Genomic DNA, 14,342 nt, shown 5'->3' on the forward strand with positions numbered 1-14,342 from the left:
TCCCGGCCGGGCCCGACCCGCGTCAGTCGTCGAGCCGCGCCCGCACCCGCGGATCCGGGGAGAACCGGCCGCGCGGGATCCGCGAGCGCACCAGCATGCCGACTCCGATCAGCGTCGCCGCGGCGCCGAGCACGATGCCGCTCACCGCGTCGATCCGGCCCTGCGACTCGGCGTTCACGAGGCTGAGCAGCGCCGTCTGCGCGAGCACGAGCAGCACGAGGGCCGCCGCGATGTTGGCCAGGCGCGCCGCCTCGAGCAGGAGCGCCCGCTGCCGCCGGGCGGTGATCGTGCCGACGATCGCGAAGACCAGCTCGGTCAGGGCGATGACGGCGAGGGCGAGCGCGATCGGCTGCGGGAACGCCGCCTCCGGGGAGTCGTCGACGAACTCCCAGGCCGACGCCGCCGTGTAGAGGAGAGCCGTCCCGGCGATCAGGCGCCCGATCACGCGGTAGAGCCGGCGCTGCACGGGGAAGTCGGCGCGCACGCCGATCGCGCGCTTGGAGCGGTGCGCGCGGAAGACGAGCACGCGCGACACGGCGACGGCCGCGGTGACGAGCACGTTCGCGAAGAGGAAGACCGACGGCGAGGCGGCCGTCAGGGCGATCTTGCCGAGCACGACGAGGACGCTGACGGGCACGCCGAGTCCGACGAGCAGCACTCCGCGCTCGTAGGTGTCGGCGAGGGTCCCGCGGAGCCGGTCGGCCGGGCTCGGCACGACGATCGCCGTCGTCTCGGGCAGCACCTCGGGCCCCGTCATGCCGCTCCTCCCCCGCCCGCGCGCGCAGGACACCCCATTCTCCGCCCTCGTCGGCGCGTTCCGACCCGCGGAGCGGCGCGACGGAGCCGCGCGTCGGCGCCGCGATCCGCCACGAACAGTCGTCCGCACCCCCGGGACCCCGCCGTTCGCGACGGACCGACGCCTCCGCGCCCCGACCGAGCGGCAGAGGCCGCGATCCGTCGCAGACGGTCCCCGGCGCCCCCGGAACCCCGCCGTTCGCGACGGATCGACGCGACGACCGGCGCCGCGAACGCCCGCCCGGCGCTCAGCGCACCGAGTCCCGTCGCGAGCGCTCGCGCACCCGCTCGATGTGCGACCGCATCGCCGCGGCCGCCGCCTCCGGCCCCTCGGCGAACGCGTCGACGATCGCGCGGTGCTCGACGACCGCGTCGTCGGCGTCGCTCACCCCGGTCTGCACCGTCTGGCGCATGCGGTGCACGCGGGTCGAGATGGCCTCGGACATGTCGATGAGGAACGGGTTGTGCGTGCCCTCGAAGATGAGGTGGTGGAAGTTCCAGTCCACCTCGAAGTACTCGCGCAGCAGGTCGACGGGCAGGTCGCCGGTCGACGACGCGGCCCGCACCACCGCCGTCATCGCCTCGTGCTCGGCGAGCGCCGCCTCGAGGCGCGGCACGAGTGCGGCCTCGTGCGCCGAGGCGAGTGCCGCGGCTCCGCTCTCGAGCACCACCCGGGCGTCGAAGAGCGCGTCGAGCTGGTCGTCGGCGAGCGGAGGAGCGACGCGGTAGCCCTTGTTGGCCACCCGGGTCACCAGGCCGGTCCGCTCGAGCTGCACGAGCGCCTCGCGCACGGGGGTCGGCGAGACGCCGAGCTCGCGGGCGACCGCGTCGATGGAGAGCCGCATGCCGGGCTCGACGCCGGGGCCGAGCAGCACGTCGAGGACGCGGTCGTAGACGTGGTCGCGCAGTCCCCGCCGCTCGATCGACTCCGAGCCGGTGAGTCGGAACACGGGGTCGGTCATGAGGCCTCGCGGGGTGAGTGCTGCAGGAGGGGCGACGGCTGCCGGGCCCGGGAGAAGCTTACGCATCCGCGGCCCGGCAGCCGCCCGATCACTCCCCGCCGGACGTCCCGCGCTCGTACTCGCGGATCTCGTCGACCTTCGCCGCCGAGGCGCTCGAGGTGTCGAAGACGTAGCCCAGCCACTCCTTCACGTTCCGGCGCGCGAGCTCCAGTCCCACGACGCGCTGGCCCATGCAGAGCACCTGCGCGTCGTTCGAGAGCACGCTGCGCTCCACCGAGTAGGAGTCCTGGGCGGTCACCGCGCGGATGCCCGGCACCTTGTTCGCGGCGATCGCGACTCCGAGGCCCGTGCCGCAGATGAGCAGGGCGCGGTCGGCGTCGCCGCGCGCCACGATCTCGGCGGCGGTGGTCGCGACGGTCGGGTACGCCGTGTGCCCGTCGGCGTCCACTCCCACGTCGACCACCGAGACGACGCGGTCGTCGGCCTCGAGGTCGCGCTTCAGGGCCTCCTTGTAGTCGTAGCCGGCGTCGTCCGAGCCGATCACGAGTCTCCAGGTGGTGCTCACGGGGTCTCCTCCTCCATCGGGGTGGCGAGCCGTCGTCCGACGGTCTCGACGATCAGGGCCAGCGACACCGCTCCGGGGTCGGGGGTGCCGAGGGACTTGCTGCCGTGCGAGCGCGCGCGGCCGAGGCCGGGCATCAGCTCGCTCGTCGCATCGGCCGCGGTGCGCGCGGCGACGGCCGCGGCCGCCCAGGCCTCACGGAGCGGCGAGCCGGCCGCGACCCGCTCGGCGAGCGTCTCGGCGAACGGCACGAGCGCGTCGACCATGGTCTTGTCGCCGGGCGCCGCCTTGCCGTAGGCGCGCACGGCGTCGGAGGCGGCGGTCGCGCCCGCGCTCACCTCGGCAGCGCTGACGGGCCGGTCGTCGCCCAGCGCGTCGCCGAGGCTGCGCAGGATCACGCCCCAGAGCGCTCCCGAGGTGCCTCCCGCACGGTCCGACCAGGCGTCGCCGGCGCGCGTGAGCAGCGAGCCGGCTCCGGCGCCCCGAGCCAGCACGGACCCGGCCTCCTCGGCCGCCGCGCGGGCTCCGCGCTGCATGCCGATGCCGTGGTCGCCGTCGCCCGCGATCGAGTCGAGGCGCCCGAGCTCGTCGGCGTTCTCGTCGATGACCGTGCGGATCGCGCCGAGCGCGTCGGCCGCACGGGCCGCCGCCTCGCGCGACTCATCGCTCGCCTCGCCGAGCGCGGCCTCGGCGACGTCCTCGTCCGAGGCCGTGACGGCGGTCAGCGAGCCGGAGTCGACCGCGCCCGTGCGGTAGGCGGGGGTGTCGGCCGGAGCCGACCACAGGGTCTCGAGCTCGTCGTCGATCCAGAGCAGCGTCAGCGAGACGCCGGCCATGTCGAAGCTCGTGCAGAACTCGCCCACCTGCGGATCGACGAGGACCGCCCCGCGCGCCTCGAGCAGATCGGCGACGGTGCTGAACACGACGAACAGCTCCTCGCTCTTCACCGAGCCCAGGCCGTTGAGGATCGGCACGACGCGGGCGCCCTCGACGGCGACCCCCTCCGGGATCTCGGCGTCGTCGAGCAGGTGCGTGACGAGCAGCTCGGCGAGCCCGGCCGCGCTGGGCACGTCGACCTCGTCGATCCCGGGCTCGCCGTGGATGCCGAGGCCGACGGCCATCCGCCCCTCGGGCACCGAGAACAGCGGCTCGTCGGCGCCCGGCAGCGTGCAGCCGCTGAAGGCGACACCCAGCGAGCGGGTGCGCGCGTTCGCGGCGGCGGCGACCCGCTCGACTCCGTCGAGGTCGTAGCCCGCGGCGGCCGCTGCTCCGGCGACCTTGAAGACGGTGAGGTCGCCGGCGATGCCCCGGCGTCGGTGCGCCTCGGCGGGAGGGGCGCTGAAGACGTCGTCCGTGACCGTGATGGTCCGGCAGTCGATGCCGTCGGCGCGCACCGCGTCCTGCGCCGCGGTGAAGTGCAGCACGTCGCCCGCGTAGTTGCCGTAGCTGAGCAGCACTCCGCGGCCCTGCTCGCTGGCGCGGATGACGGATTCGACCTGGTGCGCGGAGGGCGAGGCGAACAGGTTGCCCATCGCCGCTCCGTGCGCGAGACCGGGCCCCACCAGCCCGGCGAAGGCCGGGTAGTGGCCCGAGCCGCCGCCGATCACCACGGCGACCTCGGGCTCGGCGGAGCGGGTCGAGCGCGAGACGCCGCCGTGCACCTTCCGCACCCAGCGGCCGTTGGCGCGGACGAAGCCGTCCACCATGTCGTCGGCGAAATCCGCCGGTTCGTTCCAGAGACGGGTCATGTGCGCGTCGGCTCCTCATCATCGAGTTCTCCGGCCCGGAGGCCTGACAGACTCGATCCTATAGGATTTTTCCCCGACGAGACCAGGCAGTCGGTTACTCGCGCCCCACCGCGAGCGCTTCCTCCTCGACGTCGAGGAACGCGAGCGCGCTGACCACCGCCGGCTCCTGGTACCGCCCCTCGGCGCGGGCCCGCAGCACCGCCTCCCGCTCGGCCGCGATCATCACCCGCCGCAACCGGTTGTACGAGTGCGTCAGCGGCTCCGAGTCCTCGGCGGCCGGAGGGTTCTCGAGCGCGTCCGCGAGGAAGGTGGCGTTGCGCCGCAGCCGGTCGAGCACCCGCTCCTCCACCCCGTCCTGCGGCTCCTCGTCCAGCCGCGCGAGACCGGCGGTCTGCGCCTCCGCGAGCAGCATCTGCTTCTCGACGTGCTCCTGCATGTCGTTGGGCGGCGGCAGCTTCAGCACCCGGATCAGGCTCGGCAGCGCGAGACCCTCCACGAGCGTGCCCGCCACCACCACGAACGCGAGGAACTGCAGGAACTCCCGCTGCGGCGTCTCCTCGGGCAGGAGGAACGCGGCGGCCAGCGTGACCACGCCGCGGATGCCCGCGAACGAGACCCCGATCGCCGTCGGCCAGGTCCACCCCGCGCTGCTGCAGCCGCGACGGACCGTGCCGGTAGAGCACGGTCGTCATGACCATCCAGAGCACCCGGCTGCCGATCAGCGCCCCGAGCAGGGCCGCGCTGATGCCCACGGTCTGCCAGAGGCCGATCCCGGAGTCGGCGGTCGCCTCGACGACCGACGCGAGGCTCAGCCCGATGAAGAGGAACACCGCGTTCTCGAGCAGGAACTGGATCGTCCGCCAGTTCAGCGACTCCGCGATCCGCGCCTGCGCCGACTGGATCACCGGCGCCCGGAAGCCGAGGTACAGCCCGGCCACCACGACCGCGAGCACTCCGGAGCCGTGCAGCAGCTGCGCGGGGATGAAGGCGAGGTACGGGGTCACGAGCGACAGGCTCGTGTCGAGCACCGAGGACTGCACCTGCTTGCGCACCGCCCCCAGCACCACGGCGACGACGATGCCGACTCCCCCGCCGACGACCACGGCGAGCACGAAGTCGAGCGCGACCCCGCCCGGCGTGACCGTGCTCACCAGGGCCAGGATCGACGCGTTCAGCGCCACGAGCGCGGTCGCGTCGTTGAGCAGGCTCTCGCCCTCGAGCACCGTGAGCATGCGCCGCGGCAGTCGGAGCCGCCCGGCGATCGCGGTCACGGCCACCGCGTCTGTCGGAGCGACGATGGCGCCGAACGCGAGGGCCGCCGCGATCGAGATCGCCGGCACCACCGCCCAGGCCACCGATCCGACCACGAGCATCGTGAAGACGACGAGGCCGACCGAGAGCAGGAGGATGCTGTCGCCGCGGGCGCGCACGTCGAGCACCGAGGTCCGGATCGCCGCCGCGTAGAGCAGCGGCGGCAGGATCCCGAACAGCACCACGTCGGGCTCGACGACCACCTCGGGGATCCCGGGCACGAACGAGGCCAGCGCGCCGACCGCGACGAGCGCGACCGGCGCCGACCAGTTCACCCGGCCCGAGAGGCCGGTGACCAGGACGGTGACGACGACGAACGAGACGATCCAGACGATCGCGACGACCGGTTCCTCCACGGGGCCCTCTCCGCAGGCGCGTGCGGCGCGCCTCCGGGCACCATCATGGCGCTCGCGGCGGCCGCGTGGAGAGGGTCGCCCAGGCGGGTCAGCGGCGGGAGTCGTGCACGTCGCGCGCCTTCATCACCCGGGCCGAGTCGACGGGGTTCATGCCGAGCACGATCTTGCCGCGGGAGTGCCGCTTCTCGAGGTCGTCGAACGCGTCCTGCACGAGGCCGTACGGGTAGAAGCCGGACACGAGCACGCGCAGCTTCTGCGCGGCGACGAGTCCGACCAGCTCGCCGAGGATCTCGGTGTCCTGCGCCGCCGTCTCGGCATCGGGCCAGACCGCTCGGAGCTCGATCTCCTTGCGGTCGTCGCTCGAGTGGTACCGGCCGCCCTCGATGCCCAGCGACGCGGCGAGCCCGTCGTTGCCGCCGAAGTTGTCCAGGAACGCCGTGACGCCGCCCGGAGCGACCTCGCGGATGCGATCGGCGATGCCGTCGCCGTAGACGATCGGCTTCACTCCGATCTGGCGGAGGTAGTCGAAGTTGCGCTCGCCGCAGGTGCCGATGACAGTCGCCCCGCGCAGCTTCGCGAGTTGGATCTCGAGACTGCCGACCCCGCCCGCCGCGGCCGAGACGACCACCGTGTCGCCCGCTGCGACGTGCACCGCCTCGAGCGCGCGCCAGGCGGTCACTCCGGCGAGGAACAGCGCGCCGCCGACCTCCCAGCTGACCGAGGCGGGCTTGGGCACGAGGTTCTCCCGCGGCACGACCACGTGCGTGGCGTGCGAGCCGACGAGGGCGTGGCCGACCACGTCGCTCTTGAGCTTGAGGTCCGTGACCCCCTCGCCGAGACCGACGACGACGCCGGCCAGATCGGTGCCCTGGCGCATGGGGAAGACGGCGGAGTGATCGGAGTCGAAGCGCCCCTCGCGGATGAACGCCTCCATGTGGTTCACGCCGGCCGAGAGCACCTCGACGAGCACCTCGCCCCTCCCCGGGACCGGCCGGGGGACCTCGGCCACCTCGAGCACCTCGACCCCGCCGAAGCGGGAGTACTGGACCACACGGGCGGAGTCGGAGCGCAGACGGTTCATGGGCTCATCCTGTTCCTCCTCGGGCGAGAACCGGTGACCCCCGAACGGGGACGTGCGCCTCGCGGACAGCCGATCGGGCCGGACTAGAGGCAGAGGGACCCCGGATCGTGAGGGCACGAATGATTCGTGCGGCGACGAGTGGCAGGATGAACGGGTGGAACCGGACCCGCTCGCCCTGCAGAACCAGGTGTGCTTCTCGCTCGCCGTCGCTGCGCGCACCGTGATCGGCCTCTACCGCCCGGTGCTGGAGCCGATGGGCCTGACCCACCCGCAGTACCTCGTGATGCTCGCGCTGTGGGAGAGCAGTCCGCGCTCGCTCGGCGACCTCGGCGAGGCGCTGCACCTCGAGCCCGCGACCCTCAGCCCGCTCGTCAAGCGCCTCGAGACGAGCGGCCACGTCACGCGCACCCGCAGCAGCGAGGACGAGCGCCGCCTCGACGTCGCGCTCACCCCCTCAGGGGCCGCACTCCGCGAGCAGGCCCTGCAGGTGCCCCCGCAGATCGTCGAGCGCCTGGACCTTCCGCTCGAGGACCTCGTCGCGATCCGCGACAGCCTGACCCACCTCATCGGCGCCGCGTCCCGCACGCCGGCCGCCCGGCTGATCGAGTAGCCCACCCAGCGGGCGTATCGAGATCCCCGCCCTCCAGGAGTTGGTGGGTCTCGATACGCCGCGGTCCGCGGCTACTCGACCAGCAATGCCTTCCTGCTGGTCGATTAGCCCGCGCAGCGGGCGTATCGAGATCCCCACCCCTCAGGGAACGCGTGCCCCGACACGCGCCTCCGGCTGCTGCCCGACCAGCGAGAGGGCACCCGGGAACGGCCGAGGGCCGAGTGGGCGTGCACACGGCACGGCCACTCGGCCCTCGGTCGTTCTCAGAAGTACTGGCTCAGTTCGCGACTCGCAGCACGATCGCCGTGCTCGTGCCGATGTTGCCGGCCTTGTCCTGCGCCTTCGCGGTCACGTTGTACGCGCCGTTCGGGTATGCGGCCGAGCTCGTCGAGAGCGCCCACGAGCCGTCGGGCTGCTTCACTCCGTTGCCGAGCTTGGTGCCGCTCGCGTAGAACACGACCGCCGTCACGCCGACGTTGTCGTTCGCGGTGGCGACCAGGCGGATGGAGCCCGAGACGGTGGTGTTCGTGGCCGGCGAGGTGATCGTCGCGGTCGGCTTCTGCGTGTCCGGGGCCGTGGTCGGAACCGGGGTCGGAGACGCAGTCGCGGTCGGCGTGGCCGTGGGCGTCGCGGTGGGCGTCGCCGTCGGAGTCGCGGTGGGCGTGGCCGTCGGAGTCGCAGTCGGCGTGGCCGTCGGCGTCGCGGTGGGAGTCGGGGTCGGCTCCGGAGCGGCGGTCGTCGGCAGGGTGCTGATCGCGTAGCCGAAGTACTTGCCCGTGGTGGGGCGGGTCGGGTCGCCGGCGAAGGTGCGGCCGCGCTCGGCGCCCGCCTTGGCCTGGGCGATGACCTGGGCGCGGACCTGCGCCGGGGTCTTGCCGACGCACGATCCACCGGCGCTCAGGCAGTCGAGGACGACGCCGCTGACGGCCGCGGCCGACATGCTGGTGCCGGACTGGACGTAGGCGTAGCCGCCGCCGAGCTTGGTGGTGTACGGGCACATGCCGGGAGCGGCGATGGTGTGCGCCTGGTCGGCGGCCGAGACGGCGAAGTTGCTGTTGATGGCGACCGAGTCGTCCTTGGTGGTCACGTTCGCGCACGGCACGGCGGCGAGGGAGCCGGGCTTGCCGTCGTAGTTCGCGATGTTCGTGGCGGTCAGGACCTCGTCGTAGGCGGCGGGGACGGCGCCGGCGAGGTTCTTCGGGGTGGAGGCGTTGCCCGCCGAGCTGACGACGGTGATGCCCTTGCCCACGAGCTCGCAGACCATCTGGTGCATCACGTCGTTGTTCGTGCGGCCGCAGTTGCTGTCGTCGGCGCCGACAGCGGCGAGCGACATGTTGACGACCTTGATGTTGTTGGCGGCGGCGTTCTTCGACACCCAGTCGAGGCCGCAGACGATGCCCTCGGTGGTGCCCTTGTTATTCTCGTCGAGGACGCGGACCGAGTAGATCGGAGCGCCGGGGGCGACGCCCACCGTGCCCAGGCCGTCGTCGTAGGCGGCCATGTAGCCGGAGACCGCGGTGCCGTGCCCGTTCTTGTCGGACGCGTCTCCCGAGCCGAAGCAGTTGATCTGCTCCTTCAGGTTGTAGTCGGCGTTCGGGTTCACACCGGAGTCGATGACCGCGACGGCGGGACCGTTGTAGTTCGTGACGCCGTCGCCGGCGAGCACCGGGGCCTTGTCGGCCTCCGCGGTGAGCACGTGCGACGGGATGACCTGCGCCTGGCCCTCGACCACGACGTCGGCCGGAGCGACCGAGACGACGCGGGAGTCGGCGACGAGCGCGGCCTGCTGGCGGGCGGTGAGCGTCGCGGTGAATCCGGCGGTGCCTCCCTGGTACGTCACGTAGTCGGCGACGCCGAGCGAGCGGACGACCTGCTGCGAGACGGCGGTCGAGTCCACGGTGACCGCGTAGCGACCGGCGGTGCCGGCGGCCTGGGCGGGAGCGGACCCGGCGACGGCGAGGCCGGCGACCACGGCGAGCGCCGTGGCGAGGGCTCCGAAGCGGCGGAGGAGGGACCCGGCCGGCGGCGCGGACGCCGTGGCGGAGGAGGGGGAGGTCAAGGAGATCCGTCGATTCTGTCGGCGGCGGGGCCGACGGGTCATGAGAGGGGTGCGAGATCGCGGGGCGCGGGCATCCACCGCGGCTGCGAGGCCGGGAGGCGGCGGCTGGGGAGGCCGCGTCGAGCTGTGGCGGGCCCGTGGCCCGCCCACTCCCTCATCGGAGTGGCCCACCCATGACTCCAACAGAGTTCTCGGTTTTGCACAGCATCGCACGTGTACCCAGTACGGGGGTAATTTCGCGCAGAAGCCCTGGGTCTGAGGAGGGTTTCAGACTAGGGAAGCCTGGGCGGGGGCCCTGACCGACGATTGTCGAGAAACCCCCGGTCACAGCCCGGGATCAGCGCGCTCACGGCTGCGGTTCCGGAGTCTTGACTGGTCCCGCTCACGGAGTAGTGTCGTCGCTCGTGACAAAACAGGGCCCCGGGTCCGACGCGGGGGAATCGCCCACCGACGCCGGTGAACTGCGCACCGCGAAGCACTTCTTCATCGGGGAGCCCCTCCCGAGCGACAAGCTCGAGGGCCAGCTGCTCAAGAAGCGCCTCGCGCTCCCCATCTTCGCGAGCGACCCGCTCTCCTCCGTGGCCTACGCGCCGCAGGAGCTGCTGATGATCCTGCTCCTGGGCGGACTCTCGTTCCTCACCTTCGCGCCCTGGGTCGCCGCCTGCGTCATCGTGCTGCTGCTGGTCGTCGTGCTGAGCTACCGCCAGCTGATCCGCGCGTACCCCTCGGGCGGCGGCGACTACGAGGTCGCGCGCACCAACCTCGGCGAGACCGCGGGCCTCACGGTCGCCTCCGCGCTCCTGGTCGACTACGTGCTCACCGTCGCCGTGTCGGTCGCCTCCGGAGTCGACAACATCATCTCCGCCGTCCCCGAGCTCGCCCCCCTGCGGGTCGAGCTCGCGATCCTCTTCGTGGTGCTGCTGGCCGCCGTGAACCTCCGCGGCGTCTCGGAGTCGAGCAGGGCGTTCGCGATCCCGACCTATCTCTTCGTCGCGAGCGTCTTCGTGATGGTCGTCGTCGGACTCGTCCGCACCCTGCTGGGCGACGCCCCGGTCGCGGAGTCGGCGGGGTACACCGTGCGCGCCGAGGAGCTCACCCAGGCCGCGGTCGTCCTCCTCCTGCTGCGCTCCTTCGCGAGCGGATGCGCGGCACTCACCGGCGTCGAGGCGATCTCGAACGGCGTGCCCGCGTTCCGGGCGCCCAAGGTGAAGAACGCGCAGCGCACACTCGTGGCGATGGGCTCGATCGCGATCGTCCTCTTCGTCGGACTCACCGCTCTGGCCCTGGTCTCGGACGTGCACTACGCCGAGGACGCCTGCCACCTCGTCGGCTTCGCCGGGTGCGAGACCACTCCGCAGCGCTCCGTCATCGCGCAGGTGGCGGCCGCGACCTTCGGCAACGGCTCGATCCTCTTCTTCGTCATCCAGGCGGCGACCGCCGCCGTCCTGCTGCTCGCGGCCAACACCGCGTTCAACGGGTTCCCGCTGCTGGGCTCCGTGCTCGCCCGCGACGGCTTCGCCCCGAAGTCGCTCAACACCCGCGGCGACCGCCTCATCTACTCCAACGGCGTGATCATCCTCGCCTTCGTCGCAGCGGTGATCCTGCTCGTCTACCAGGCCTCGCTGACCAGCCTGGTGCAGCTGTACATCATCGGCGTCTTCGTCTCGTTCACCCTCGGGCAGACCGGCATGGTGAAGCACTGGATCCGGCTGATCCGCGCCGGTGAGGGCTCGCGCACCGTCTACACGAGCCTCGGCATCAACCTCTTCGGAGCGACGCTGACCTTCGTCGTCCTCGTCATCGTCACGATCACCAAGTTCACCCACGGCGCCTGGCTCGTCTACCTGGTCATGCCGATCCTCGGGTTCCTGATGGCGGGCGTGTACCGCTACTACCGCGACGTCGAGAAGGAGATCGAGGTCGACCCGACCACGACCTTCGGCGCCAACGGCGACCACGCGATCGTCCTCGTGGGCCGGATGAACAAGCCGACCCTGAAGGCGCTGGACTACGCGATCGCCGCCCGCCACGAGACCCTCGAGGCGGTCCACTCCTCCATCGACGACGCCCAGACCGCGCAGCTCAAGGCCGACTGGGAGCGGATGGACATCCAGGTGCCGCTGCGCTGCGTCGCATCGCCTTACCGCGACATCTCGTACCCGCTGATCAAGTACATCAAGGCGCACCGCCTCGAGCACGGCTCCGAGATCACCACCGTCTACATGCCGCAGTACATCGTCGGCCACTGGTGGGAGTCGTTCCTCCACAACCACAAGTCGCGCCGGATCCGCCAGAAGCTCCTGCTGGTGCACGGCGTCACCGTGGCGCTGGTGCCCTGGCTCCTCGATTCCTCCGAGCTGATCTACGGCCGCCGCTCGCGGCCGATCCCGGGCCAGGCGCGCCGCGGCGAGCCCGTGCGCCCGGTGACCCGTCGGCCGATCCCGCCGGCCTCGGTGCTGCCCAAGGGTGCCGCCGGCGAGGGGCGCCGCGCAGCACGTCCCGCTCGGCCGCCTCCGTGCGCACGAAGAAGGGCGGCAAGCGCCGCTGATCCGGTGCAGAACATCGGCTGAGAGGGGTGGCTGACGGCTGTCAGCCCTCGGCCGCCCCCTCTGACCGATGTTCTGCAGGCACTCGCCGCCGCGATCCCCGCGAAGTCGGGCGCGACTCCCCGGAGACGGACGCGACTCCCCGGAAACAGGTAGAGGGCCCGCGGCCTGTAGCCGCGAGCCCCCGATTTCCCCTTGTGCCTTCCCCCGAAGGCGGCCCGCCCCAACGGGCCGTGATCGACGCTATCGGCGGGCTATGGACCCGCGCATCCTCCTCACGACGGATCCCTGCCCGTCGCGGGGAGGGGTGCCGGGAGCACGAGGCGCCAGAGGAGGGCGATGGAGAGGAGGGCGGCGCTGGTGCCGAGGACCGCGAGGATCGCCGCGTCGACCACGTAGGGGCGGTAGTCCGGCTCGAACGGATCCAGGCCCGTGCCGGCCAGCACGACGCCCGCGGGCACGACGGCCGCGACCAGCACCACGGTCCATGCTGCGACGCGCACCGGTCCGCGGCCGTCCGAGGGCACGGGGTGCGGGCGCCGGGTGACGTACCAGACGACCGCGCCGATCCCCAGGCCCAGCAGCCCGAGCACTCCGCTCGCGTACTGCGCCCACTTGTAGCCGGGGAACGGGCCGAAGGACTGCTGCAGCGCGGGCACGGCGGCCACGAACGGACCGCCGAGGTGCGTGAAACCGTCCCACAGCACGTGGGTGGCCGCGCCGATGACGATGCCCGCCGCAGCGAGGAGCGACGCGGTGATCCAGGCCCGCGTGCCACGCGGTCGCGGCCGTCGGGGACGCAGCCGCACCCGCACGATCCACGGAGCGAGATCGCGCCAGGCGGGCTCGAGCAGCAGCGCCCAGAGCAGCAGCCCGAGGGCGCCGAGCGCCAGGTCGACCGACACGATGCCCGCGAGGGAGTGAGTCGCCTGCCGCGCCGCCGTCCACGGCAGGTAGAGGCCGATGTCGGGCATCACCGCTCCGGCGGCGACGGCGCTCGCGGGGATCCGGCCGTTCGAGAAGGCCAGAGCGACGACGGCGTGGCTCGGCGTGAACGGCATGCCTCACGGTATCCCGCGCCCGCCCCGTCCCGCCCGGCCGGGACGCTCCGCGACCGCTGCGCGACGCGGATCCGCCGATCGCCCCGGGCCGCCCGCCCGGAGACCTCCGAGGAGGGCGACCGTAGAATCGCACGGACGTCCGGCCCGCCGGACTCAGGTGACGACGGATCGGAGCGGGTGTGCGGAAGGCGTTCGCGATCCTCCGACTCGCGCTCGCGGGTCTGGGCGTCGTGGGCCTGATCGCCGACTTCCTCTACACGCTGGGCTTCCGCGCGTTCCAGATCGACAACTTCTTCGCCTACTTCACCACGCAGTCGAACATGGCCGGGGTCGTGCTCCTGGGCCTCTCGGGCCTCGTCGCGCTGGCCCGCCCCCGCGAGCCGCGCTGGCTCAGCACGGTCCGCGCGCTGGTGCTGACCTACATGGTCGTGTCGGGCATCGTGTTCGGACTGATCGCCGTCGAGGCGGGCAACCGCGGAGTGCGCGTCGACGTGCCGTGGTCGAGCGCGCTGCTGCACTTCGTGATCCCGACGCTCGCCCTGCTCGACTGGATCCTGGGACCCGGGCGCCGTCCGGTGCCGTGGCGCGGGGCGCTGACGGTGCTCGGCTTCCCGATCGTCTGGGGGGTGATCACGCTCGTGCGCGGCGCCCTGATCGGCTGGTACCCCTACTTCTTCCTCGACCCCGACCAGGTCGACGGGCCGGTGATGTACGTCGTCTACGACGTGATCGTGCTCGGGCTCATCTCGGGCATCGCGGCGTTCGTGATCGCGCTCAGCCGGGTGCGGCCGCTCGGCGCCGCGCAGACGGCGGAGTGGCGGGGCGGGTTCTCGAGGCTGCGCGAGCTGCTCAGTCGGGGACGACGGCGAACGGCTCCAGGGCCGTCACCGCGACCGTGAGCAGCTCCTCGTCGCTGAGCGACTGGAGCGACAGGGCCTGATCCGCGCCGACGAGCCCGATCAGCACGGCCTCGCCCGTGACCGGCTGCAGGTTCACCCACTCGGTGATGCCCGCCTCCGAGCCGATCAGCGACCAGCGCACGGCCGATACGGCGTCGGAGTCGGCGTCCCAGAAGGACTCGTCGAAGCGCAGCCAGAGCGACTCCACGACTCCGGAGCCGATCGCCGCGATCGCGGTGCGGTGCGCGAACGGCAGCGGCGGATCGAACACGATCGCGTCGGTCTTGAGCACGCCGATCGGCACGGTGACCAGGACCCGGTCCGCCGAGAACGACTCCCCCGTCGCGAGGCG

At 72.4% G+C, this 14,342-nt stretch carries 12 protein-coding genes and 1 pseudogene; 3 read left to right on the forward strand and 10 right to left on the reverse strand.

Annotated features, from left to right (window positions below; all coding sequences use genetic code 11):
* Positions 1 to 22: 22 nt before the first annotated feature.
* The 7 genes and pseudogenes from AC0CID_RS11645 to AC0CID_RS11675 form a co-directional block, all read right to left on the reverse strand.
* The gene (locus tag AC0CID_RS11645; protein WP_465226938.1) at positions 23 to 757 is read right to left on the reverse strand and encodes a hypothetical protein; all 735 of its coding nucleotides are present in this window, start codon (positions 755 to 757) and stop codon (positions 23 to 25) included.
* 286 nt (positions 758 to 1,043) lie between these two features.
* Entirely contained in the window at positions 1,044 to 1,757 is a 714-nt protein-coding gene (locus AC0CID_RS11650; protein WP_465226939.1) for a GntR family transcriptional regulator, read from the reverse strand.
* Between the two features lie 88 nt (positions 1,758 to 1,845).
* Entirely contained in the window at positions 1,846 to 2,322 is a 477-nt protein-coding gene (locus tag AC0CID_RS11655) for a ribose-5-phosphate isomerase (RefSeq protein ID WP_465226940.1), read from the reverse strand.
* On the reverse strand, positions 2,319 to 4,067 hold the full coding sequence (locus AC0CID_RS11660) for a dihydroxyacetone kinase family protein (protein WP_465226941.1): 1,749 nt from the start codon (positions 4,065 to 4,067) through the stop codon (positions 2,319 to 2,321). The genes AC0CID_RS11655 and AC0CID_RS11660 overlap by 4 nt, the downstream gene beginning before the upstream one ends.
* Positions 4,068 to 4,161: 94 nt before the next feature.
* On the reverse strand, positions 4,162 to 4,659 hold the full coding sequence (locus AC0CID_RS11665; RefSeq protein WP_465228149.1) for a hypothetical protein: 498 nt from the start codon (positions 4,657 to 4,659) through the stop codon (positions 4,162 to 4,164).
* Positions 4,660 to 4,801: 142 nt separating this feature from the next.
* Positions 4,802 to 5,734, reverse strand: a pseudogene (locus AC0CID_RS11670) (cation:proton antiporter); the annotation flags it as partial.
* 88 nt (positions 5,735 to 5,822) lie between these two features.
* Complete coding sequence (locus AC0CID_RS11675; protein WP_465226942.1) at positions 5,823 to 6,815, reverse strand: NADP-dependent oxidoreductase; 993 nt, start codon at positions 6,813 to 6,815, stop codon at positions 5,823 to 5,825.
* A gap of 154 nt (positions 6,816 to 6,969) precedes the next feature.
* Between AC0CID_RS11675 and AC0CID_RS11680 the strand changes: the two genes are divergently transcribed.
* Positions 6,970 to 7,425 (forward strand): MarR family winged helix-turn-helix transcriptional regulator, encoded by a 456-nt coding sequence (locus AC0CID_RS11680; RefSeq protein ID WP_207403588.1) that lies wholly within the window; start codon positions 6,970 to 6,972, stop codon positions 7,423 to 7,425.
* A gap of 277 nt (positions 7,426 to 7,702) precedes the next feature.
* On the opposite strand, the gene AC0CID_RS11685 is transcribed toward AC0CID_RS11680, so the two are convergent.
* Positions 7,703 to 9,484, reverse strand: coding sequence for a S8 family serine peptidase (locus AC0CID_RS11685; protein WP_465226943.1), 1,782 nt, complete (start codon positions 9,482 to 9,484; stop codon positions 7,703 to 7,705).
* 461 nt (positions 9,485 to 9,945) lie between these two features.
* Here AC0CID_RS11685 and AC0CID_RS11690 point away from each other — a divergent pair, with 461 nt between their 5' ends.
* The gene (locus AC0CID_RS11690) at positions 9,946 to 12,054 is read left to right on the forward strand and encodes an APC family permease (protein ID WP_465228093.1); all 2,109 of its coding nucleotides are present in this window, start codon (positions 9,946 to 9,948) and stop codon (positions 12,052 to 12,054) included.
* A 251-nt stretch (positions 12,055 to 12,305) separates the two neighbouring features.
* On the opposite strand, the gene AC0CID_RS11695 is transcribed toward AC0CID_RS11690, so the two are convergent.
* The gene (locus AC0CID_RS11695; RefSeq protein WP_465226944.1) at positions 12,306 to 13,091 is read right to left on the reverse strand and encodes a DUF4184 family protein; all 786 of its coding nucleotides are present in this window, start codon (positions 13,089 to 13,091) and stop codon (positions 12,306 to 12,308) included.
* A gap of 179 nt (positions 13,092 to 13,270) precedes the next feature.
* Between AC0CID_RS11695 and AC0CID_RS11700 the strand changes: the two genes are divergently transcribed.
* A complete protein-coding gene (locus AC0CID_RS11700; RefSeq protein ID WP_207403594.1) occupies positions 13,271 to 13,990 on the forward strand; it encodes a Pr6Pr family membrane protein in 720 nt (239 codons plus the stop codon).
* On the opposite strand, the gene AC0CID_RS11705 is transcribed toward AC0CID_RS11700, so the two are convergent.
* A complete protein-coding gene (locus tag AC0CID_RS11705; protein WP_465226945.1) occupies positions 13,941 to 14,294 on the reverse strand; it encodes an FAD-dependent oxidoreductase in 354 nt (117 codons plus the stop codon). The genes AC0CID_RS11700 and AC0CID_RS11705 overlap by 50 nt on opposite strands.
* Between the last annotated feature and the right edge of the window lie 48 nt (positions 14,295 to 14,342).

The sequence above is a fragment of the Rathayibacter sp. AC451 genome, from assembly GCF_979253095.1.